Here is a 21,345-nt window from a genome sequence, read left to right on the forward strand (position 1 = left end):
GTGCCCCGGCAGGCAACGTTTGCCCGTCAAGGAGCGGCGTCCGGTGCGTTCCCCCACGCTCGGCTTCGCTCGCGCGGGCGGTGCCCCCACCGGCGTGCCGGCCGGAAGCCCTCGTACTGGATGTACTTGGGTTTTCGGCCGGTGCGGCGAGTGGGGGTACCCCCTGCTCGAAGAGCTTGGGGGAGCGTGCCGGGCGTCGCGACGGGGCGAACGTTGCCTGTTGGGGCACTAGTGGTCCATTCCCTCCGCTTCGTGTTCAGAACGACCCTTGGCCCGTCCGCGCCCTCAGTGCGGTGACCACCCAGGTGAAGTCCTCCGTGTGCGGGGGCGCGGGCTGGTCCTTCACGATGGACATCAGTTCGCGGTAGCGGGCCAGCCGCGCGTCGAAGGCCGTTTCCATGCGCTCCAGCACGGCGGCCGGGTCGGCGTCGCGGAACAGGTCCCGAAGCACCGCTTCCGCCTCGGGCGCCTCCGGTGCGATGCCCTGCTCGCGGGCCCGGCCCGCCAGTTCGACGAGGCGTTTGACGAACCACAGGGACTCTCCGGTGGGAGCGTCGGGCCCCCGGTCGGCCGCATTGAACTCCGCCGCCTTCCGCATCTGGGCCCGGAACTCCGGGTCCTGCAGCATCTCGGCCAGCTCCACCCAGGCGTCCACCTGCTCGGGCGTCGGGTCCTCGGGCAGGTCCGCCGCGGTGCCACGCATCCGCTCCCGGATCTCCGGGTCCATGGTGTCGAGCCCGTGGAGCATCTCCTCCACGAAGTCCTCCACGATCCGTTGCCGCTCGGCCGCCGACAGCCGCGCCAGTTTGTTCATCAGGGTCATCTCCTCCGCACTCGAACCACGTCGTGCCACGGTCGACAGCACCGCCCGGGTCACCTTCAGCGAACGCATCTGCACGTCCAGGGCCGCCACATGCGCGGCCGCCACCTCCGCGACGGACGCCTCGCCCGCCAGTACCCGGCGTACGTCGTGCAGGCCGAGGCCCAGTTCACGCAGGGTGCGGATCAGTTCCAGGCGGGCGGCGGACGCGGCGTCGTACAGCCGGTAGCCGCCCGAGGAGCGGGCCACCGGGGGCAGGGCGCCCTCGTCCGACCAGTAGCGGATGGTGCGCACGGTCAGTCCGGTGGCGCGTGCCAGTTCGCCGATCGTGAACAGGCCGGTGCCGTCTTCGATCATGTCTGCGAGTGTGGGCCTTCCAGTGGGTGGAGACTCAAGCCGGAGGAGTGACGACTCATGCCCGACAGTCTGCGGGAGATCCTGGACGCGGCGGCCCGCGGGGTCTTCCCTCCCGCTGACGGCGGTACGACGGTCGTACGTCAGCACGCGCACCGCGACGCCGGTGTCCTCGCCTTCACCGCGCACTCCGTCGTCTTCACCGACGAGGATCCCCGGTGGGTACGCGAGACGCTGCACTGCCTCGACTGCGACGCGCTGGCCGCGGCGATGAACCCGCGGTTCCTGGCCGCGTTCATGGAGCGGACGGGCCGGACGCACGACACCATCGACCTGCTCTCCGTCGCCACCCCGCTGCCCGGCGCGCCGCCGCTCACGCTGAGGGAGATCGACGATCCCGGCCACCCCCGGGTCGTCCGGGCCCGCACGCGCCGGGACGACGTCCGTGTGTGGGCCGCCGACGGCGGTGTGCTCGTCCTCGGGCGCGGGATCGCCGGGCGGCTGGAGACCGCCGTGGAGGTGGACGAGGAGGCCCGGCACCGGGGGCTGGGGCGGGCGCTCGTCTCGGCGGCCCGGCATCTCGCCGCCGAACCGGTGTGGGCCCAGGTCGCCCCGGGGAACGCCCGCAGCCTGCGGGCGTTCCAGGCGGCCGGCTACCGGCCGGTGGGCGCGGAGGCCCTGCTCGTCTCGGCCTGAGCAGCGGGCCTCAGTGCCAGGGCGCGTAGTACGGGTTGCTCTCGCAGTCGTTCATCTTCTCCGTCTTGGTGGCCTTGTCGACCGGGCAGACACCGATGATGTACTGGCGCGCGATACCGCCGGGGAAGGCGACCTCGACCTGGTCGGCCCATTTGTGGGTGTCGCCGATGGTCTTGTTGACGTCGATGCCGCCGGGGGCGTCGATGTAGTAGTTGTAGCCCGATTTGTACCAGGTCTTGTACAGGTCGTGGTCGTAGGACGTCGACACATACGGCGAGGGCTGATTGACCAGGACGTATTTCTCCAGGTCGTACTGGCCGCCCACGACGTCCCTGGCGTGGAAGCCCTCCGCGAAGATGGTCGTCGGCGGGCGGCTGTCGCTGCGGTAGAGCGTGCCACAGGTCGTGCGCCAGGCCGGTTCGGGGGTGATGCGGCCGAGGTTCACGTGGTGGTCGGCGGCCGCCGTGAGCGGATCGAAGAACTGGGGGCAGGCGGTCGCGGCCTTCGCAGGGGCCACGGGGGCGGCCGGAGTGGTGGCGGCGGTGGTCGCGAGCACCGCCGACAGGGACACGACGAGTACGACGGCCCGTCGACGCAGGCGAGTTGTGGTCATGGGAGCACCCTCGTGGCTGCGCGCCGGCGGGCCGTGGATCATCACTCGTACAGCGGCGTGTTGGCAACCGCCTTTACCTCAGCGGAAGATGCCCGTGTGCCCCAGCGAGTAGCGGCCCGGCTGCGGGTAGACCGCGAGGCCGTGCGGGCCACTGCCCACCTTGATGCGGGCGAGCTGTCGGCCGGTCGCGGTGTCGATCGCGTACACCTCGGAGTTGTAGCGGCCCGACAGCCACAGCACCTTGCCGTCCGAGGAGACGCCGCCCATGTCGGGGCTGCCGCCGTCCGGCAGGCGCCATTTCTTGGTCAGCCGGTTCTGCGGGAAGTCGAAGACGGAGATGGTGCCTTCGCCACGGTTGGAGATGTACATCTCGCGCGAGTCGCGGCTGACGTAGAGGCCGTGTGCGCCCTTGCCGGTGGCGAGGAAGGACGGCTTGCCGAAGGTGTCGCCGTCCACGATCCACAGGCCGTGGGCCATCATGTCGGCGATGTAGAACTTCTTGCCGTCGGGGGAGACTTTCACGTCCTGCGGCATGGCGCCGTGGAACGGAAGCGTCTGCTTGCCGATCACCTTCATCTTCTCCGTGTCGACCTTGAGCAGTTCGCCGCTGAACTCGCAGGACACGATGAAGTAGCGGCCGTCGAGCGAGAAGTCGGCGTGGTTGACGCCGTAGCATCGCGACGGCTCGGCCTTGGCGACCTTCATGGTGTGCGCGTCGCGGAAGACCAGCTGGCGGTCGAGGGAGGCCATCACGACCGCGTACTTGCCGTCCGGCGTGAAGTACAGGTTGTACGGGTCGTGCACGTCGACCGGCTTGCCCACCTCGCCGGTCTTCGGGTCGATGGGGGTGAGGCTGTTGCCCTTGTCGTTGTTGACCCACAGCGTCTTCAGGTCCCAGGACGGGACGACGTGCTGGGGCTGGACGCCGACCGGGACCGTCTTGATGACCTTGTACGTCTTCGGGTCGATGACCGACACGGTGTTGGAGTTGGTGTTGGGGACGTAGACGAGGGACGGGAAGTCCTTGACCACCGGGGAGAGTTGATTGGGCCGGTCCGCCGCGTAGACGTCCTTCGGGTCGAGGACCGGCGGCATGCCCGGCAGGCCGTCGACGGTCTGCTGCTGCGGCGTGGCGGTGACGCTGGGGGACGCGGAGGCGTGCTCCTTGGTGTGGCTTCCGCTGCTGCAGCCGGCGAGCGCGGTGAGGGCGGCGCCGGCGATCAGTACGCGCGCGAGGGTGGTGGGGTGCATCAGCTCAGCAGCTCCGTGGTGGTCACCGCGGTGAGGCCGCGGCGGTCGAGTTCGTGCAGGAGGGCGGGGAGAGCGGCGACCGTGTCCGCGTACCCGAAGTGCAGGCTCACCACGGATCCGTTGTGGATCTCGCCGATGACCTTGCGGGTGATCGCGGGCACGCCCGGCGATGTGTAGTCGAGCGAGTCGACGTCGTACGAGAGGACGTGCGGGTAGCCGGCGCGACGGGCCAGCCGTTCGACGAGCGGGGTGGCGCGCGGGGCGCGGGAGGGGCGGAACCAGGCGCCGATGGAACCGGTCAGTCTGCGCAGCCGGTCGGCGCATCCCTGGATCTCGGCGAACGCGTCTTTCTCGGACAGGGTGTTGATGCCGATGTGGTGCAGGGTGTGGTTGCCGAGGTCGTGACCGCCGTCGAGGATGCGGCGGGCGATGTCGGGGTGTTCGTCGAGCCAGGTGCCGACCGCGAGCACGGTGATCTTCGCGCCCGCCTTCTCGGCCGTGTCGAGGATCGACCTGGCGAAGGACGGGTCGCCCTGTCCGTGGAAGGTGAGGGCGACCCGGGGGTGGTTGCGGGGGCCGTGGGCGATCTGCGCGGGCTGCCGCGGGAGGGTGCGGGGTGCGGGCGCGGCGGTCTGGGTGCCCGGGGCGGGCGAGGCCGTGGAGAGGTGCGGGGGGCCGCTGGTGCGGGATGCGGGCTGGGCGTGGGAACCGCCGGAGGAGCAGGCGGTGGCGAGGGCACCGGTCGCGGCGAGCCAGGCGCCCGCACGCAGCGCCGAGCGGCGGTCGGGCGCCGCGTGGGCGCCGGGGCCGGTCTCACGGCCTTGCTCAGGAGGAGGGACGGGCGTGGTCACTCTCACCATTTAAGGGCGCGGCGCGCCGAAAACCGGTGATTTGACCGTTAGTAGAGGGTAAGGGTCACACGCGCGGGGCCGGTAACACGGCCATGAAGGCCCCGCCGGCACTGAGGTACGGATCGCGGGCGCAGCGGCCGGTGGCCCTGCCGCCGAATCTCCGCCGGCCCCGACCGCCCGCCGGTCCGGACGTCTTCCGGGGGCCGGGGTCAGCGGTCGGCGATCCGCATTTCGAACCAGGTCGTCTTGCCGCGGGGCAGCAGGTCGACGCCCCAGCGGTCGGCGAGCTTGTCGACGAGGAAGAGACCGCGACCGCTCACGTCCATCTCCTGGACCGGCATCAGGCAGGGCAGCCCGCGGGAGGGATCGCGCACCTCGACGCGGATCCAGCCGCGGCGGCGCCGCATGCGCAGCCCGAAGACACGGGCGCCGGTGTGCCGTACGGCGTTGCCGACGAGTTCGGAGACGAGCAGGACCGCATCCTCGGACGTCTTCGGGGAGAGAGCCCAGTGGCGCAGGATCACGACCTGGACGAGTCGGCGAGCGGTGGCCGCGGATTCGGGGAGGGAGGGCAGGGACACCTCCGCGTCGACGGGATTACCGAACAACTCCAGGGCCTTGAACGCCCGTTCGTCCTCGATCGCAGGTGACCAGCGCGCCGCGGTCGCACTCGCGTGCCGCCGCGGCTGATCGACACCCTCCAGCCCCGCCATGCCCCCCATGATGACCGCCCAGGGCGCCGCACGCGGGCGTTACAGAAGAAAACAGCCCCCGGAATAGTCCGTCCCGTAGCGTCCGATGGCATATGCCAGCAGCAACAATGATCTTCTGACACCCCAACTGACCTGTGCGAACAGGTCAGTTGGGGGCGTTCTCCAGATCGTGTCGACGCGACGGGCTCACGGTCGCCGTAGGGTCTGCGTGAACCGCCCCTTCGGGGGACAGCGGGTGAGATGTCGCGTCAACTGCAAGTGGCTCAAGGGGATTTGCCGAATGAATTCTCGGGTCCGCCGGCTCAGACGAACTTCGCCTTGCCGGGGCCCTCCTCCACGAAGCTGCGCATGCCGCGCTCCCGGTCCTCCGTCGCGAACAGGCCCGCGAACCAGTTCCGTTCCACCGCGAGGCCGGTGTCGATGTCCGTCTCCAGCCCCGTGTCGATCGCTTCCTTGGCGGCGCGCAGGGCGATCGCCGGGCCCTGGGCGAGCCTCGCGGCCCAGGCGTGCGCCTCGGCGTACACCTCCTCGGCCGGTACCACCCGGTCGACCAGGCCCATCGTCAGCGCCTCGTCCGCCTTCACCATCCGGCCCGTGAAGATCAGGTCCTTGGCCTTGGAGGGGCCGACCAGGCGCGCCAGCCGCTGGGTGCCTCCCGCGCCCGGGATCAGGCCGAGCAGGATCTCCGGCTGGCCCAGCTTCGCGTTCTCGGCGGCGATGCGGTAGTCGGCGCACAGCGCCAACTCGCAGCCCCCGCCCAGGGCGTAGCCGGTGACGGCGGCGACGACCGGCTTGGGGATGCGGGCGACGGCGGTGAAGGAGTCCTGCAGGGCGCGGGAGCGCAGGACCATCGCGGTGTGGTCCATGCCCTGCATCTCCTTGATGTCCGCGCCCGCCGCGAACACCTTCTCCCCGCCGTAGACGACCACGGCGCGCACATCCTCGCGGCGCGTGACCTCCTCGGCGAGTTCGCCCAGCCGGTCCTGGGTGGCGATGTCCAGCGCGTTCATGGGCGGGCGGTCCAGGCGGAGGGTGCCCACGCCCTCGGCGACTTCGAGATGCACAGTCATGCAGGAAGGTTAACGGCCACTAACGGCATCGGGCCCGGTGTGCTCGCTCACAGCGGCACACCGGGCCCGGTACCGAACCGTCCTTACTTGATCCACTCTTGCCAGGACATGTTCCAGCCGTTCAGCCCGTTGTCGGGCGCGACCGTCCTGTCGTGGGAGTTCTTCACGATGACGACGTCACCGGTGATCGAGTTGTTGAAGAACCAGGCGGCCGGAACCGACTTGTCATAGCCGCCCTTCACATCGCGCAGGCCGACGCAGCCGTGGCTCGAGTTGACGTTGCCGAAGGTGCCGCCGCCCCAGTAGTTGCCGTGGATGAAGGTGCCGGAGTCGGTCAGGCGCTGGGCGTGCGGCACGTCCGCGATGTCGTACTCACCGCCGTAGCCGACGGTCTCGCCGTTCATCCGGGTCACGGTGAGGCGTTCGCTGATCACCATCTGGCCGTTCCAGGTGTCGTAGCCGGGCTTGCCGGTGGTGATCGGGATGGTCTTGACGACCTTGCCGTCGCGCCTGACGACCATGTTGTGGGTCTTGGCGTCGACGGTGGAGACCTGGTTGCGGCCGATGGTGAAGCTCACCGTCCTGGTCTGCTTGCCGTAGACGCCGGGACGGCCCTCGACGCCGTCGAGGTCGAGCTTCATCGTGACCTTGGTACCGGGCTTCCAGTACTCCTTCGGGCGGAAGTCCAGGCGGTCGTTGCCGAACCAGTGGCCGCGGACCTCGACGGCCGGCTCGGTCTTGACGTCGATGGCCTTCTCGACGTCCTCGGGGTGGGTGATGCCCCGGGTGAAGCGGATCGAGATCGGCATGCCGACACCCACCGTGCTGCCGTTCTCGGGCGTGTAGTGGCCGACGAAGGTGTTCTTCGGGGTCAGCGTGGTGAACGAGGAGTCTGCGGCGGAGGTGAGACCCGCGGAGTCCTTGGCGACCGCGTGGACCTTGTACGTGGTGGCGGCGGCCAGGTGGGTCGAGGGCGTCCAGGTGGCGCCCCCGCCGGCGATCGTCCCGGCGACCTCGCGGCCCTTGCCGTCCTTGACCTCGACCTCGGTCAACGCGCCCTTTGCGGCGGTCACTTTGAGGGCGCCGCTGGTGTCCACGGCATCGGCGCCGTTCTTCGGGGCTATGGTGACGACGGCCTGCGACTTCTTGGTCCCGTCCGTACCGGAGCCCTTGTCCTTCGTGTCGCCGGACCCCGAACCCCCGCCCCCGCCGCACGCGGTGGCGGTGACCATCAGCGCGCCGAGTATCAGTGCCGACAGTCCCTTGCGTCCATGCCTCAGGCGTCGGCTCGTTCGCCTTTGGGGTACCGCGCCGGCGCTCCCCTGCGCCTCTCTCCCCCGCGCACCAGCCGGCGCCCCCGATATCGGTCGCCCGATCACGTGATTGTCTCCCCTCGCACGGCCTGATGAGGCCCGCACTCCAGCGCGACCCGCGCGCGCATGGCGTCAAATCAACCACACACCACGGCCCGATGACTCCCCCCGTTTGTCACGCTTCAGTCCCAACTTGGGCCGCACGGAGGCGCACTGGGGTACGCCGGAGTGCGCTCCGCGTACCCCCGGACACCCTTGTGCCGCCCGTGCCACGCCTCCTGGGGAAACGTGAGTGCGAGCCACGCTCTGGGCAGAACAGGGGGGAGGACGACGTGAGGGGGAGCCGCGGCCGGGACACGGTGCGCCCTTGTCCGCGTCGTTCCACGAGCCGCGGGAGGCCCACAGGTGTCGAGCGCAGCCGAGCAGGAGGCAGTGCCGGAAGCAGAGCGGGAGGATCGCGCGGAGGGGGCGGCACGGTCCGTACACCCGGCCGCCGTGCTGAACGGCAGGCGGCGCCCGGTGCCTCCCGTGCCCGTGTGGCCGGGCGCACCCACCCCGCTCGGGGCCCGGTTCCGCGCGGGCCCGGACGGGGCCGCGGGCACCAACTTCGCCCTGTGGGCCGGCGGCGCGGAGGCGGTCGAGCTGTGCCTGTTCGACGGGCAGGGCGCCGGCAGCCGCGAGACCCGGATCCCACTCACCGAACTGACGCACGAGATATGGCACGGTTTCGTGCCGGGCGTGCTGCCCGGTCAGCGGTACGGCTACCGGGTGCACGGCCGCTGGGACCCGTGGACCGGCGCACGCTGGAACCCGGCGAAGCTGCTCCTCGACCCGTACGCGCGCGCGGTGGATGGCGACTTCGGCCTGCCGGCGGAGGTGTACGGGCATGTACGGGACTGGCCGCAGCAGCACGTGGCGGACACCGTGCGCGACGAGCGGGACTCGGCGCCGTACGTTCCCAAGGGCGTCGTGGTGCACGATGACGACGACTGGGCGGACGACCACCGCCCGAAGACGCCCTGGGCGGACTCGGTGATCTACGAGGTGCACGTCCGCGGCTTCACCAAACTGCACCCGGACATCCCCGAACGGCTGCGCGGCACATACGCGGGCCTGGCGCACCCGGCGGCCGTCGAGCACCTGGTGCGGCTGGGCGTGACGGCCGTGGAGCTGCTGCCGGTGCACCAGTTCGCGCACGAGGACCATCTGCTCGAACGGGGGCTGAGGAACTACTGGGGCTACAACTCGATCGGCTACTTCGCCCCGCACGCGGCCTACGCGTCCTCGGGCACCGCCGGCCAGCAGGTCGGCGAGTTCAAGCGGATGGTGCGGGCGCTGCACGCGGCCGGCATCGAGGTGATCCTCGACGTGGTCTACAACCACACGGCGGAAGCGGGCGAGCTGGGCCCGACGCTGTCGCTGAAGGGGATCGACAACCGCGGCTTCTACCGCCTGCAGCCGGACGCACGCCGGTACGCGGACTACACGGGCTGCGGCAACACGCTGCACGTGGTGCAGCCGCAGGTGCTGCGTCTGATCACCGACTCGCTGCGCTACTGGGTGACGGAGATGGGCGTGGACGGCTTCCGCTTCGACCTGGCCGCCGCGCTGGCCCGCTCCATGCACGACGTCGACATGCTCTCCCCGTTCCTCGCCGTCATCGCCCAGGACCCGGTGCTGCGAAGGGTCAAACTCATCGCCGAGCCCTGGGACGTGGGCGCGGGCGGCTACCAGGTGGGGGCCTTCCCGCCGCTGTGGGCCGAGTGGAACGACCGCTACCGGAACGCCGTACGGGACTTCTGGCACCACGCCCTGCCGGACGTACGGGAGATGGGCTACCGCCTGTCCGGCTCCAGCGACCTGTACTCCTGGGGCGGGCGCCGCCCGTACGCCTCCGTCAACTACGTGACGGCGCACGACGGTTTCACGCTCCGGGACCTGGTGAGCTACGACCGCAAGCACAACGAGGCCAACGGCGAGGGCAACCGGGACGGCACGGACGACAACCGCTCCTGGAACTGCGGGGCGGAGGGCGACAGCGGTGACGAGCGGATCCGGGCGCTGCGACGCAGGCAGCAGCGGAACCTGCTGACCACGCTGCTGCTGTCCACAGGCGTGCCGATGCTGGTCGCGGGCGACGAGATGGGCCGCACCCAGCGCGGCAACAACAACGCCTACTGCCAGGACAACGAGACCAGCTGGCTGGACTGGAGCCTGCTCCGGGAGCCGGGCTGGCGGGTGCTGTCCGACCTCACCTCCCGTCTGATCGCGCTGCGCCACCGCCACCCCGTGCTGCGCCGCCGGGCGTTCTTCTCCGGGCGGTCCCATTCGGCGGACGGGCTGCGGGACCTGGCGTGGTTCACCCCGCGCGGCGCGGAGATGACGGAAGCGGACTGGTACGCCCCGGCGGCCACCCTGGGGATGTACCTGTCCGGCCGGGACATCCCGGGCCGTGACGGGCGCGGAGCCCCCGTCCTCGACGACAGCTTCCTGATCGTCCTGCACGCCGGGGAGCGCCCGGTGGAGTTCGTCCTGCCGGGGCCGCCGTGGGCGGAGCACTACGAGGTGCTCGTGGACACCTCGCGGGAGGAGCAGGCGCAGGCGCCTGGGGTGACGCATCGGGCGGACGGGCCGATCACGGTGCCGGAACGGTCAGTGCTGTTGCTGAAGGTCACCGGCTGACGCCCGACCGGTGTCAGCCGAGGATCCCCCGGTCGTAGGCCACCGCGACCGCCGCCGCACGGTCGTTGACGCCGAGCTTGGCGTACAGGTGGGTGAGGTGGGTCTTCACGGTGGCCTCGCTGATGAACAGCTCTCGCGCGATCTCCCGGTTGGAGGTGCCCTTGGCGACGAGGGCCAGTACCTCGCGCTCGCGTGCCGAGAGCGGTTCGTTGCGGGGGGCGGGGGTACGGACCGCGGAGACCAGGCGGGAGGCCACGGCCGGGGAGAGGACGCTGCGGCCCTCGGCGGCGGCGCGGACGGCGGTGAACAACTCGTCGCGCGGGGCGTCCTTGAGGAGGTAGCCGGTCGCGCCCGCCTCGATCGCGGGCAGCGTGTCGGAGTCGGTGTCGTACGTGGTCAGGACGAGCACCTTGGCGCGGGCGCCGCGGCGGGTCAGTTCCCGGATGGCGTCCACACCGGAGCCGCCCGGCATGCGCAGGTCCATCAGGACCACGTCCGGGTCCAGCACGGCGGCCTTCTCCACCGCCTCGACTCCGCCCGCCGCCTCGCCGAGGACGGTGAATCCGGGCGCGGACTCGAACATGCCGCGCAGGCCGTCCCGGACGACGGGGTGGTCGTCGACGATGAGGAGCGAGATCGCCGGGTGTCTGGGGGTGTCATCGGTCATCGCGCACCAACGGTACGCGAGCCGAGATCGCCGTGCCGTGCCCCGGTTCGGACTCGACGGTGAAGGACCCCGCGATGCGTTCGGCTCGGGCGCGCATCCCGTCCAGGCCGAAGCCGCTCGTACGGCTGCGGGTGGGAACGACGAGGGGATCGAAGCCGCGGCCGTCGTCACGGATGTCGAGGGTGACCTCGGCGCCCATGAAGGACAGGGTGACGCCGACACGGGAAGCGCGGGCGTGCCGGGCGACGTTCGACAGGGCTTCCTGGGCGATCCGCAGCAAGGTGGCCGAGACCTCGTCGTGCAGTTGCTCGATGACGCCCGTAACGGTGAACTCGGCCCGTACCGTGGTGCGTTCGCCCCATTCGTCGACCGTCTTCTTCATCGCCTCGGGCAGGCCGTGGCCGTCGAGGTCCACCGGGGCGAGGTTGTGTACGGAGCGGCGGGCCTCGCCCAGGCTGTGCCGGGCGAGTGCCATGGCACGGTCCACGTGCACCCCCGCCACGGCCTCGTCCGATGTGTTCAGCGCGACCTGGAGCTGGGCGATGATGCCGGTCAACCCCTGGGCGAGGGTGTCGTGGATCTCGGCGGCCAGCCGGCGGCGCTCGTCGGCGACCCCGGCCTCCCGGGCCTGGACCAGGAGTTGGGCGTGCAGGGCGGCGTTCTCGTCGAGGGCCAGTTGCAACGCCTTGTTGGTGCGCTCCAGTTCGGCGATGGTCTCGGCCTGGGCACGGTTGCGAGCCTCCTCCAGCTCGTTGAGATGGGTGAGTACCACCAGCAGCACGATGTGCACCGCGAGGACCGCCCCGAAGAGCCCCCAGCCCATGCCTCCGCGCGGGGGCAACCCGCCCGACTGGGAACCGGCGACCGTCACGGCGGTGGCGAACAGACCGGCCTTGCGCAACCGCTGCGGCAGCAGCCGGTCGGCGTCGAAATAGCCGATGACGGCGTAGAAGGCGAACAGTGGGTTCAGCCAGGTCAGCACGAAGGCGATGGCCCAGCGCAGGCCGTAGTGGAAGGCGCTCGCCGTGGACGGCCCGGACCGGGTGCGTGACCTCCTGGTCCAGCTCAGTTCGTGGACGAGGGCCGCCACGACCAGTCCGGCCGCCACGTCCCGCCTGCCGGTCGTCATGCCGAACGCCTCGACCGCCGCCGCGGCGGTCAACGCGCCGACGGCCAGCAGTCCGTACGGCCCCCAGCGGTCCCACACCGCCCACCGCTCTTCGACAGTCTTCACGTCACTCATGCACCCAATATGGGGGACGGATGGCACCACCTCCCCGCTCATTCCCAGCGGAACCAGCGCGAGGCGACACGGGTCAGCAGCACCGCCCAGGCGGCCAGCACGCCCAGGTGGGACCAGCCCGGCCAGTGGCCCGCGGCGGCCTGGTCGAGGGCCTGCGCGGCGGCACCGAAGGGTGTGTAGCCGACGATCTCGGCAAGAGTGTGGGGCATGGCCTGCACCGGCAGCCACACGCCCGCGCAGAACATCATCGGGAAGAACACCGCGGACCCGATCGCACCCGCGATCTTCGTGGTGCGGGACAGCGCGGAGATCACCGCGCCCAGGGCGAGCGCGACGATCACGGACAGCAGCAGGGCGACGGCGTAGCCGAACGGCTGCCGCGGCAGGGTCACGTCGAAGGCGAGCCGCCCCACTGTGAGGGCGAGCAGCGCCGAGACCAGGGCCGCACCCCCGTACACCAGCATCTGCGCGGTCAGCAGGGCGGCGGGCCGGACCGGAGTGGTGGACATCCGGCGCAGGATGCCGCGCTCGCGGTAGCCGGTGAGGCTCTGCGGCATGCCTTGCACCCCGCTGGTGATCAACCCGATCAGCACCGCGATCGGCACATAGGCGTCGATGGGGCGCAGGTCCCCCAGGTCGTGGCTGGAGTGCCGGAAGGACGGGATGGAGCCGAGGATCGCCAGCAGCAGGGTGGGGAACAGCAGGACCCAGAAGATGATGCCGGGCTCACGGCGCAAGAGGCGAAGTTCGGCGCGCAGTACGCCGGGGTTCACAAGGGCGCTGCTCATGACGCGGCCTCCGTCAGGTCCAGGAATGCGTCGTCGAGCGTGGCGTCGGTGACGCGGAGTTGGTGGGCGGTGATGTGGTGGCGGGCGAGGAGTGTGATGACGGCGTTGACGGTCGCGTCGGTGCCGGAGAGCGTGATCCGGCCGTCCTTGTGGGCGAGGGAGGCCAGTTCGGGCAGTGCGTTCAGGTCACCCTCGTCCAGCGGCGCGGACGGGGTGAAGCTGATGACGGTGGAGCCCGCCGAGCGCCGGATCAGTCCGTCGGGGGTGTCCAGGGCGGCGATCCGGCCCCCGTCGATCACGGCGATCCGGTCGCACAGCCGCTGGGCCTCCTCCATGAAGTGCGTGACGAGCAGCACGGTGACCCCGCCCGCCCGGACGTCCTCGATGAGCTGCCAGGTGTCGCGGCGGGCGCGCGGGTCGAGCCCGGTGGTCAGCTCGTCCAGCACGACGACCCGGGGGTTGCCGACGAGGGCGAGGGCGATGAACAGCCGCTGCTTCTGGCCGCCGGAGAGCTTGGCGAAGCGGGTGGTGAGCTTCTCGGCCAGGCCGAGGCGTTCGGCCAGGGGCCGCCAGTCGGCCGGGCTCGGATAGAAGGAGGCGTACAGCTCGAGCGCCTCGCGCACGGTGAGCTTGGCCTGCAACTCGCTCTCCTGGAGCTGGGCGCCCAGCACGCGGGCGACCTTCTCGTGGTCGGCGATCGGGTCGAGGCCGGTGACGCGGACGCGGCCCGCGTCGGGGACACGCAGGCCCTCGACGCACTCGACGGTGGTGGTCTTGCCGGCGCCGTTCGGGCCGAGGATCCCGAAGATCTCCCCCTCCTCGACGGCGAAGGAGACGCCGTCGACGACGGCCCGGCCGCCGTAGGACTTGCGCAGTTCGCTGACTTCGATGACGGACATGGCATCAGGGTCCCGGTCACCGGGGTGAGCGCACATCGCCCGTCGCGCTCGAAGAGGCATCAGCCGATCGGTTGATGCCACCGTACGACCCGTCAGACGCGCAGGTCGTAGGACCGACGGCGGATCCGGGTCCGGCCAAAACTCGGTGGGCAGTGTCAGTGCCGGTCCGTAGGCTCGCCCTGATGCCGACGACACCTGCAACCACCGACGACCGCTCCTCCGTCCGCACTCTGCTGCGCCTGTGGCCGTATGTACGGCCGGTGCGGATGCGCCTGCTCACCGCCGCCTTCATCGCGATCGGCGCCTCCTGTGTGGGGCTGGTGATCCCGCTCGTGCTCAAGTGGCTGGTGGACGGGCCCGTCGCCGAGCACGACCCGGAAGGCGTGTGGCTGGGCGCGCTGTACCTGCTGCTGCTCGGGGTGGCCGAGGCGCTGCTGTTCGGGCTGCGGCGGTGGCTGGTGGCGCGCCCGCTGGCGCACGTCGAGGCGGAGATGCGGGCCGGCCTCTACCGGCATCTGCAGCGGCTTCCGGTCGCCTTCCACGACCGGTGGGCGTCCGGTCAGCTGCTCTCCCGGGGTACGACCGACCTGATGCTGCTGCGCATGTTCCTCGCCTTCCCCCTGACGTTCCTCCTCGTCAACGGCGTGACCATCCTCGTCGGTGTGGTCATCATGCTGCTTCAGAACTGGACGCTGGGGCTGGTGATGCTGGCGCCCGCCGTTCCGCTGATCGCCCTGAGCGCGGTCTTCGAGAAGCGGTACGCGCACGCGGCCAGGCTGGCGCAGGACCAGGTCGGGGACCTGACGACGGTGGTCGAGGAGGGTGTGCTCGGCATCCGCATCATCAAGGGGTTCGGCCGGCACCGCAGCCAGGCGCGAGCGTTCCGCGAGCTGTCGGGGAGGCTGCGCGGCACGGAGTTGCGCAAAGCCCGTCTGCTGGCGACCATCTGGGCGGTCATCATGGCACTGCCGGAGGTGGCCATCGGCGCCACGCTGGTGGTGGGCGCGGTGCAGGTCGCGGATGGTTCGCTGTCGGCGGGGACGCTGGTCGCCTTCCTCTCCACGGCCCTTGCCCTGCGGTGGCCGGTGGAGTCGATCGGCTTCCTGCTCGCGATGAGCCAGGAGGCGGCGACGGCGACGGAGCGGTACTTCGAGGTGATGGACGCGGAGCCGGAGACGGAGACCGTCCCCGCCCTGCCCTCGGCCGGGTCCTCCGGCACGGGGCTGCGCTTCGAGAACGTCCGCTTCCGCTACCCCGACGCCCCCGCCGGCTCCCCGCCCCTCCTCGACCGCATCGACCTGCACATCCGCCCCGGCGAGTCCATGGCCCTGGTCGGCGCGACCGGAAGCGGCAAGACGACGCTCACCGCGCTCATCCCCCGCCTGCACGAGGTGACCGAGGGCCGGATCACCCTCGACGGGCAGGACATCGCCGAGCTGCCCCGCGAGGACCTGCGTGCGATGGTCGCCGTCGCCTTCGAGGAGCCCACCCTGTTCTCCGCGAGCGTCGCCGACAACGTTCTCATGGGCGCCGGCGCCACCGCGGGCACGGACGAGCTGAACGGCGCGCTGTCCGTGGCCCAGGCCGACTTCGTGCACGCCCTGCCCCAGGGCGCCGGGACCCAGGTGGGTGAACAGGGTCTCAGCCTCTCCGGCGGTCAGCGGCAGCGCCTGGCGCTGGCCCGCGCCGTCGTCGGCCGCCCCCGCTTCCTGGTCCTGGACGATCCGCTGTCCGCGCTGGACGTGCACACGGAGGCCGCCGTGGAGGCCGCGCTGCGCCAGGTACTCGCCGGCACCACCGCCCTGATCGTGGCCCACCGCCCCTCCACGGTGCTGCTGGCCGACCGGGTCGCCCTGCTCTCCGGCGGACGGATCACCGCCGTGGGCACGCATCACGAACTACTGCGCACCAACGTCGAGTACGCCCACCTCATGTCGGGCCGGCCCACGGAAGAAGAGGACGACGACCGATGACGGCTCCCACGACGTCCGTCCCCACCGCGGGGGACGCCCAGGACGTGCCGCGCCCCAAGGATGCCGACGATCCCTTCGACCGGGACATCCTGCCCTCCCCGCCGGGCGCCACGGCCGCCCTGCTCCGCTCGCTGCTGGCACCCCTGAAGGCGCGCGTGGCCGGGACCACGCTTCTGCTGCTGCTCCAGCAGGCGGCAATCCAGGCGGGCCCGCTGCTGGTGGCGTACGCGATCGACACCGCCGTACCGGCGTTCCGCCACCACGACCACGGGCCGCTGATCGCGGTGGCCGTCGGCTATCTGCTGTGCGCGCTCGCCTCCGGCGCGTTGCAGTGGGCGTTCATCGTCGCCGCGGCCCATGTCAACCAGGACGTCCTGCTGGACCTGCGCGGCCGGATCTTCCGTCACGCGCAGGCGCTCAGCGTGGACTTCCACGAGCGGTACACCTCGGGCCGGCTCATCTCCCGCTCCACCACGGACGTGGAGTCGCTGCGCGAACTGCTCGACGAAGGGCTGCAGGAGCTCGTCACGGTCATCCTGTCCTTCGTCTACATCTCGGCGATGCTGCTGTGGCTGGACCTGGGCCTGGGCGCGGTCGCGGTGGCGTCCTTCGGGCCGCTGTACCTGCTGGTCCGGCTCTACCAGCGGCGCGCGGGGCGGGTCTACCGGGAGCGGTCCACGGCGATCGCGGCGGTGATCGTGAAGTTCGTGGAGACCATGAACGGCATCCGGCCGGTGCGCGCCTTCCGCCAGGAGGCCGCCAACGACGCCGCATTCCGCACGCTCAACCGGCGCCACGAGGACACCAACGGCAACGCCCTCCTGGAGATGGCCCGCTATGTCGTCGGCTCCCGGCTGGTGGCCAACACGGCGGTCGCGGGGATCGTGCTGTGGGGCGCCTACCGGGTGACGGACGGCTCGCTGGAACTGGGTGTGCTGGCAGCGGCAGTGCTGTACCTGCGTCGGCTGTACGACCCGATCGACCGGCTCGGCATGTTCCTCAACTCCTACCAGTCGGCGGCGGCCTCGCTGGAGAAGATCGCCGGCCTGCTCGCCCAGACGCCCTCGGTCCCGGAGGCGTCGGCGCCCAGGCAGCTTCCGCCGCCGCGATCGGAACTGCCCGGCCGCGAGGTCGTCTTCGACGGCGTCCGCTTCGGCTACCGCACCGGAGGGGAGGTGCTGCCCCGCTTCGACCTGACCTTCCCGGCCGGGCAGACCGTCGCTGTGGTCGGCTCCACGGGCGCCGGCAAGTCGACGCTCGCCAAGCTGCTGGCCCGCTTCTACGACCCCTCCGACGGCCGGGTCCTGCTGGACGGCGTGGACCTGCGCGACCTCGCCGTACCCGAACTGCGGCGCGGGGTGGTGATGGTGACCCAGGAGGCGTTCCTGTTCTCCGGCACGGTCGCCGAGAACATCGCCATCGGCCGCCCGGACGCGACCCGCGAGGAGATCGAGCGTGCGGCGAAGGCGATCGGCGCCCACGACTTCATCAGCGCCCTGCCCGACGGCTACGACACGGACGTACGCAAGCGCGGCGGACGCATCTCCGCCGGGCAGCGTCAACTCGTCTCCTTCGCCCGGGCGTTGCTCGCCGACCCCGCGGTCCTCATCCTCGACGAGGCGACCAGTTCCCTGGACATCCCCGGTGAACAGGCCGTGCAGCGGGCGATGGTGACCGTGCTGCGGGGCCGTACCGCCGTGGTGATCGCCCACCGGCTGTCGACGGTGGAGATCGCCGACCGGGTGCTCGTCATGGAGGGCGGGCACATCGTCGAGGACGGCAGCCCGGCCGAACTGATCGCGGGGACGGGACGGTTCGCGGATCTGCACCGGGCGTGGCGGGACAGTCTGGCCTGAGCGAACGGAGACCCGGCACGGATGATCGACACGTACGAGGACCCAGGTGAGCCCGACTGCCGGGGCGGCTGGTGGTATCTGTGGTGGCTGGTCACCCGGCAGCCGGGGCGGTCCGTGGCCGGTGCGGTGCTCGGCAGCATCTGGATGGTGCTGCTGGCGGCGACGCCGTATCTGATGGCCAAGGCGATCGACGACGGGCTGGTGCCCGGTGACACAGGGGCGCTCGCCGGTTGGACGGCCGTGCTGTTCCTGGTCGGGGCGTTCAACGCCTGGGTGAGCGTCATGCGGCACCGCACGATGACCCGGGTACGGATGGACGCCAACTTCCGTACGGTGAAGGTCGTCGTCCGGCAGACGGTGCGACTGGGGGCCACGCTGCCCGCGCAGGTCGGGACCGGGGAGGTGGTCACGATCGGGGTGGGCGACGTGCAGACGATCAGCCAGGCCCTCACGGTCGTGGGGCCGGGCGTCGGCGCGATCGCGGCCTACCTCGCGGTCGCCGGGCTCCTGCTGGCGATCTCCGTACCGCTGGCCGTGGTGGTGCTGCTCGGGGTGCCGCTGCTCGGGGTGACCGTCGGGCCGCTGCTCGGGCGGCTGCAGGGCGCGGAGACGGAGTACCGCGAGCGGCAGAGCGTGCTGACCGCGCGGATCGGCGACCTCGCGGGCGGGCTGCGCGTCCTCAACGGCCTCGGCGGCAAAGCGCTGTTCGCCGACGCCTTCCGCCGGGACTCGCAGCGGCTGCGCGCACAGGGGTACCGGGTCGGGGCGGTGGCCAGCTGGATCCAGGCGCTCGGGGCGGGGCTGCCGACGCTGTTCCTCGCCGTGGTGACCTGGCTGGGGGCCCGGATGGCGGCCCGGGGAACCATCAGTATCGGCGAGTTGGTGTCGGTGTACGGGTATGTCGCCGTGCTGTCGGGGTGGCCGGTGATGTTCCTGATGGAGGGCAGTTACATACTCAGCCGGGGTGTGGTCGCGGCCCGCCGGGTCGTACGGCTGCTGCGGCTCGAGCCCGCGCCGGACACCGGCACCGCCGACGCACCGGCCGAGCCGTCGCCGTTGCACGACCCGGAGTCGGGGGTGCACGTGCCACCGGGGCGGCTGACGGCGCTGGCCGGGGCGCGTCCCGCCGACGCCGCGGCCGTCGTCGACCGCCTGGGCCGGTATGCACCCTCCGACGCCACCTGGGACGGCGTACGCCTGGACGAGATCGCCCTGCCGCGGGTCCGCGAGCGGATCCTGGTCGCCGACCACGAGGCCGACCTGTTCGCCGGGCCGCTGCGCCACCTGCTCGCCGGATGCGGACATCCCAAGGACATCGACGAGGCGGCGATCGCGCGGGCCGTGCGCGCGGCGGTGGCCGACGACATCGTCCAGGGCCTGCCGGGCGGGCTCGACTCGGCGATCGACGCACAGGGCCGCAACCTCTCCGGCGGCCAGCGCCAGCGCATGCGGCTGGCGCGGGCGCTGCTGGCCGATCCGGAGGTGCTGCTCGCCGTCGAGCCCACCTCCGCGCTGGACGCGCACACCGAGGCGACGGTGGCGGACCGGCTGCGGGCGGCCCGTAAAGGGCGTACCACCGTGGTGACGACCACGTCCCCGCTGGTCCTGGACCGCGCGGACGTCGTGCACTACCTGGCCGACGGCAAGGTCGTGGCCACCGGAAGCCACCGGCGGCTGCTGGCGGAGGAGCCCGGCTACCGGGCCCTGGTGACACGGGACGCGGACGCCGCCGAGGAGGTCGTGCGATGACGAGCGGTCACCTTCCGATCGCGGAGCCCGCCGATGTGCGCCGCGCCGCCGTGCGGCTGGTGCGGGCCGACGCGCGGGCCTTCGCCGGGGTCCTGGTGCTGAACGCGGCGGCGGCCGGGGCGGGGCTGGCCGGGCCCTGGCTGCTCGGGCACATCGTGGACACGGTGCGGGCCGGGCGCGGGGTCGGTGCCGTCGACCGGATGGCGCTGGCCATCCTGCTGTGCTCGCTGGCCCAGCTGTTGCTGCTGCGCTGGGCGCGGTACGTGGGGCATCGGTTCGGGGAGCGGACGCTGGCCCGGGTGCGCGAGGAGTTCGTGGACCGGGTGCTGGCGCTGCCCGCGTCCGTCGTAGAGCGGGCCGGCACCGGCGACCTGACGGCGCGCGGCACGGCCGATGTGACCACCGCCGGCACCACCCTGCGCGACACCGGGCCCGAACTGCTCATCAACATCGTGCAGGCGGTGTTCGTGCTCGGCGCGGTCTTCGTACTCGACCCGTTGCTCGGCGCCGTGGGCGTCGTGTGCCTGGTGCCCATCTGGGTCGTCCTGCGCTGGTACCTGCGCCGGGCGCGGGCCGGTTACCTCGCCGAGGGCGCGGCCACCTCCGAGGTCGCCGAGAACCTCGCGGCGACGGCGGCCGGTTCGCGCACGGTCGAGGCGTTCCGGCTGGGGGAGGTCAGGACCGCCGCGAGCCGCGAGGCGCTGGAGACGTCACGGCGCACCCGCTTCTACACGCTGTACCTGCGCACGGTGTTCTTCCCGGTGGTGGAGACCTCGTACGTCCTGCCCGTGGCGGGGGTGCTGCTGGTCGGCGGGGTGCTGCACGCGCACGGGACGGTGAGCCTGGGCGCGGTGGTGGCGGCCGCGTTGTATCTGCGCCAGTTCAGCCAGCCGCTCGACGAGATTCTGGTGCGGGTCGAGCAACTGCAGAACAGCGGCGCCTCCTTCGCCCGGGTGGAGGGACTCGCCCGCATCCCGCATGCGGTGCCGGAGGGCGACGGCCCCGCTCCGGCGGACGACCGGATCGACGTGACCGGGGTGCGCTACGCCTACGACCGCGGGGGCGAGGTGCTGCGCGGGGTGGACCTGACCGTGCGGCCCGGGGAACGCCTGGCGGTGGTGGGACCCTCCGGCGCCGGGAAGACCACGCTGAGCAGGCTGCTGGCGGGCATCGACGCGCCGACCGCGGGTTCGGTGACCGTGGGCGGGGTGCCGGTGGCCGGTCTCGGGCCGGAGCGGCTGCGCCGTCAGGTCGTCCTGGTCACCCAGGAGCACCATGTCTTCCTCGGCACGGTGCGCGACAATCTGCGGGTCGCCGAGCCGTCCGCTGCGGACGACGACCTGTGGGCGGCGCTCACCGCCGTCGGCGCCGACGACTGGGTGCGGGAGCTGCCGGAAGGTCTGGACACCGCGCTGGGCGAGGGCGGCCACCGTACGGACGGCTCCCAGGCCCAGCAACTGGCCCTGGCCCGGGTGGTCCTGGCCGATCCGCACACCCTGATCCTCGACGAGGCGACGGCCCTCCTCGACCCGAGAACCGCCCGTCGCACCGAACGTGCGCTGGCCGCCGTGCTGGAGGGCCGTACTGTCATCGCCATCGCGCACCGTCTGCACACCGCGCACGACGCGGACCGTGTGGCGGTGATGGAGGACGGCCGGCTGACCGAGGTCGGACCGCACGACAGCCTGGTGGCGGCGGACGGGGCGTACGCGGCGCTGTGGCGCTCGTGGCACGGGTGACACGGGTGACACAGGCCTGACCGGCGGCGCCGGCCCCCTTCGGTGAACGGTCCGTATACCGAACACGA

17 protein-coding genes are annotated in these 21,345 nt (G+C 71.6%); 6 read left to right on the forward strand and 11 right to left on the reverse strand.

What is annotated here, in order from left to right; genetic code table 11:
• Positions 1 to 256: 256 nt before the first annotated feature.
• On the reverse strand, positions 257 to 1,177 hold the full coding sequence (locus BIV24_RS21120) for a helix-turn-helix domain-containing protein (protein WP_071367954.1): 921 nt from the start codon (positions 1,175 to 1,177) through the stop codon (positions 257 to 259).
• A gap of 57 nt (positions 1,178 to 1,234) precedes the next feature.
• Between BIV24_RS21120 and BIV24_RS21125 the strand changes: the two genes are divergently transcribed.
• Complete coding sequence (locus BIV24_RS21125) at positions 1,235 to 1,870, forward strand: GNAT family N-acetyltransferase (protein ID WP_071367955.1); 636 nt, start codon at positions 1,235 to 1,237, stop codon at positions 1,868 to 1,870.
• 10 nt (positions 1,871 to 1,880) lie between these two features.
• Here the strand turns inward: BIV24_RS21125 and BIV24_RS21130 are convergent, their stop codons facing one another.
• The 6 genes from BIV24_RS21130 to BIV24_RS21155 all read right to left on the reverse strand — a co-directional run bounded on the left by BIV24_RS21130 (position 1,881) and on the right by BIV24_RS21155 (position 7,600).
• Positions 1,881 to 2,483: an ADP-ribosyltransferase gene (locus BIV24_RS21130; protein WP_071367956.1), complete on the reverse strand. Its 603-nt coding sequence runs from the start codon at positions 2,481 to 2,483 to the stop codon at positions 1,881 to 1,883.
• A 78-nt stretch (positions 2,484 to 2,561) separates the two neighbouring features.
• Positions 2,562 to 3,734 carry a YVTN family beta-propeller repeat protein gene (locus BIV24_RS21135; protein ID WP_071367957.1) on the reverse strand — a complete coding sequence of 391 codons (1,173 nt, stop codon included), beginning with the start codon at positions 3,732 to 3,734 and terminating at the stop codon, positions 2,562 to 2,564.
• Positions 3,734 to 4,594, reverse strand: a complete 861-nt coding sequence (locus BIV24_RS21140; protein WP_071367958.1) for a polysaccharide deacetylase family protein — start codon at positions 4,592 to 4,594, stop codon at positions 3,734 to 3,736. Before BIV24_RS21140 ends, BIV24_RS21135 begins: the two co-directional genes overlap by 1 nt.
• Positions 4,595 to 4,794: 200 nt before the next feature.
• Positions 4,795 to 5,298, reverse strand: coding sequence for an ATP-binding protein (locus BIV24_RS21145; protein ID WP_071367959.1), 504 nt, complete (start codon positions 5,296 to 5,298; stop codon positions 4,795 to 4,797).
• 302 nt (positions 5,299 to 5,600) lie between these two features.
• Positions 5,601 to 6,368, reverse strand: coding sequence for an enoyl-CoA hydratase/isomerase family protein (locus BIV24_RS21150; RefSeq protein ID WP_071367960.1), 768 nt, complete (start codon positions 6,366 to 6,368; stop codon positions 5,601 to 5,603).
• A gap of 83 nt (positions 6,369 to 6,451) precedes the next feature.
• Entirely contained in the window at positions 6,452 to 7,600 is a 1,149-nt protein-coding gene (locus tag BIV24_RS21155; protein WP_079168420.1) for a L,D-transpeptidase, read from the reverse strand.
• A gap of 486 nt (positions 7,601 to 8,086) precedes the next feature.
• On the opposite strand from BIV24_RS21155, the gene glgX reads away from it, so the two are divergent.
• A complete protein-coding gene (glgX, locus tag BIV24_RS21160) occupies positions 8,087 to 10,363 on the forward strand; it encodes a glycogen debranching protein GlgX (protein WP_071367961.1) in 2,277 nt (758 codons plus the stop codon).
• Positions 10,364 to 10,376: 13 nt separating this feature from the next.
• Here the strand turns inward: glgX and BIV24_RS21165 are convergent, their stop codons facing one another.
• Genes BIV24_RS21165 through BIV24_RS21180 form a run of 4 tightly spaced genes read right to left on the reverse strand, consistent with a single transcriptional unit; the run spans position 10,377 to position 13,960 of the window.
• Positions 10,377 to 11,030 (reverse strand): response regulator, encoded by a 654-nt coding sequence (locus BIV24_RS21165; RefSeq protein WP_071367962.1) that lies wholly within the window; start codon positions 11,028 to 11,030, stop codon positions 10,377 to 10,379.
• Positions 11,020 to 12,273: a sensor histidine kinase gene (locus tag BIV24_RS21170; protein WP_071367963.1), complete on the reverse strand. Its 1,254-nt coding sequence runs from the start codon at positions 12,271 to 12,273 to the stop codon at positions 11,020 to 11,022. Before BIV24_RS21170 ends, BIV24_RS21165 begins: the two co-directional genes overlap by 11 nt.
• A 38-nt stretch (positions 12,274 to 12,311) precedes the next feature.
• Positions 12,312 to 13,061 carry an ABC transporter permease gene (locus BIV24_RS21175; protein ID WP_177198776.1) on the reverse strand — a complete coding sequence of 250 codons (750 nt, stop codon included), beginning with the start codon at positions 13,059 to 13,061 and terminating at the stop codon, positions 12,312 to 12,314.
• Entirely contained in the window at positions 13,058 to 13,960 is a 903-nt protein-coding gene (locus tag BIV24_RS21180) for an ABC transporter ATP-binding protein (RefSeq protein ID WP_071367964.1), read from the reverse strand. The genes BIV24_RS21175 and BIV24_RS21180 overlap by 4 nt, the downstream gene beginning before the upstream one ends.
• Positions 13,961 to 14,142: 182 nt before the next feature.
• On the opposite strand from BIV24_RS21180, the gene BIV24_RS21185 reads away from it, so the two are divergent.
• From BIV24_RS21185 to BIV24_RS21200, 4 genes are read left to right on the forward strand one after another with little or no spacing between them, the layout of a single operon-like run.
• Positions 14,143 to 15,933, forward strand: coding sequence for an ABC transporter ATP-binding protein (locus tag BIV24_RS21185; RefSeq protein WP_071367974.1), 1,791 nt, complete (start codon positions 14,143 to 14,145; stop codon positions 15,931 to 15,933).
• Positions 15,930 to 17,789, forward strand: coding sequence for an ABC transporter ATP-binding protein (locus BIV24_RS21190; protein WP_071367965.1), 1,860 nt, complete (start codon positions 15,930 to 15,932; stop codon positions 17,787 to 17,789). The genes BIV24_RS21185 and BIV24_RS21190 overlap by 4 nt, the downstream gene beginning before the upstream one ends.
• A gap of 21 nt (positions 17,790 to 17,810) precedes the next feature.
• Positions 17,811 to 19,538 carry an ABC transporter transmembrane domain-containing protein gene (locus tag BIV24_RS21195; protein WP_071367966.1) on the forward strand — a complete coding sequence of 576 codons (1,728 nt, stop codon included), beginning with the start codon at positions 17,811 to 17,813 and terminating at the stop codon, positions 19,536 to 19,538.
• Positions 19,535 to 21,277 (forward strand): ABC transporter ATP-binding protein, encoded by a 1,743-nt coding sequence (locus BIV24_RS21200; protein ID WP_071367967.1) that lies wholly within the window; start codon positions 19,535 to 19,537, stop codon positions 21,275 to 21,277. Before BIV24_RS21195 ends, BIV24_RS21200 begins: the two co-directional genes overlap by 4 nt.
• Positions 21,278 to 21,345: the final 68 nt, after the last annotated feature.

It is taken from the genome of Streptomyces colonosanans, assembly GCF_001866645.1.
Classification (GTDB): domain Bacteria; phylum Actinomycetota; class Actinomycetes; order Streptomycetales; family Streptomycetaceae; genus Streptomyces; species Streptomyces colonosanans.

Excerpts from the sequence above, each read along its gene's own strand:
- BIV24_RS21120 (WP_071367954.1), bottom strand. The coding sequence starts at position 1,177 with ATGATCGAAGACGGCACCGGCCTGTTCACGATCGGCGAACTGGCACGC.
- BIV24_RS21125 (WP_071367955.1), top strand. The coding sequence starts at position 1,235 with ATGCCCGACAGTCTGCGGGAGATCCTGGACGCGGCGGCCCGCGGGGTC.
- BIV24_RS21130 (WP_071367956.1), bottom strand. The coding sequence starts at position 2,483 with ATGACCACAACTCGCCTGCGTCGACGGGCCGTCGTACTCGTCGTGTCC.
- BIV24_RS21135 (WP_071367957.1), bottom strand. The coding sequence starts at position 3,734 with ATGCACCCCACCACCCTCGCGCGCGTACTGATCGCCGGCGCCGCCCTC.
- BIV24_RS21140 (WP_071367958.1), bottom strand. The coding sequence starts at position 4,594 with ATGGTGAGAGTGACCACGCCCGTCCCTCCTCCTGAGCAAGGCCGTGAG.
- BIV24_RS21145 (WP_071367959.1), bottom strand. The coding sequence starts at position 5,298 with ATGGCGGGGCTGGAGGGTGTCGATCAGCCGCGGCGGCACGCGAGTGCG.
- BIV24_RS21150 (WP_071367960.1), bottom strand. The coding sequence starts at position 6,368 with ATGACTGTGCATCTCGAAGTCGCCGAGGGCGTGGGCACCCTCCGCCTG.
- BIV24_RS21155 (WP_079168420.1), bottom strand. The coding sequence starts at position 7,600 with ATGGTCACCGCCACCGCGTGCGGCGGGGGCGGGGGTTCGGGGTCCGGC.
- BIV24_RS21165 (WP_071367962.1), bottom strand. The coding sequence starts at position 11,030 with ATGACCGATGACACCCCCAGACACCCGGCGATCTCGCTCCTCATCGTC.
- BIV24_RS21170 (WP_071367963.1), bottom strand. The coding sequence starts at position 12,273 with ATGAGTGACGTGAAGACTGTCGAAGAGCGGTGGGCGGTGTGGGACCGC.
- BIV24_RS21175 (WP_177198776.1), bottom strand. The coding sequence starts at position 13,061 with ATGAGCAGCGCCCTTGTGAACCCCGGCGTACTGCGCGCCGAACTTCGC.
- BIV24_RS21180 (WP_071367964.1), bottom strand. The coding sequence starts at position 13,960 with ATGTCCGTCATCGAAGTCAGCGAACTGCGCAAGTCCTACGGCGGCCGG.
- BIV24_RS21185 (WP_071367974.1), top strand. The coding sequence starts at position 14,143 with ATGCCGACGACACCTGCAACCACCGACGACCGCTCCTCCGTCCGCACT.
- BIV24_RS21190 (WP_071367965.1), top strand. The coding sequence starts at position 15,930 with ATGACGGCTCCCACGACGTCCGTCCCCACCGCGGGGGACGCCCAGGAC.
- BIV24_RS21195 (WP_071367966.1), top strand. The coding sequence starts at position 17,811 with ATGATCGACACGTACGAGGACCCAGGTGAGCCCGACTGCCGGGGCGGC.
- BIV24_RS21200 (WP_071367967.1), top strand. The coding sequence starts at position 19,535 with ATGACGAGCGGTCACCTTCCGATCGCGGAGCCCGCCGATGTGCGCCGC.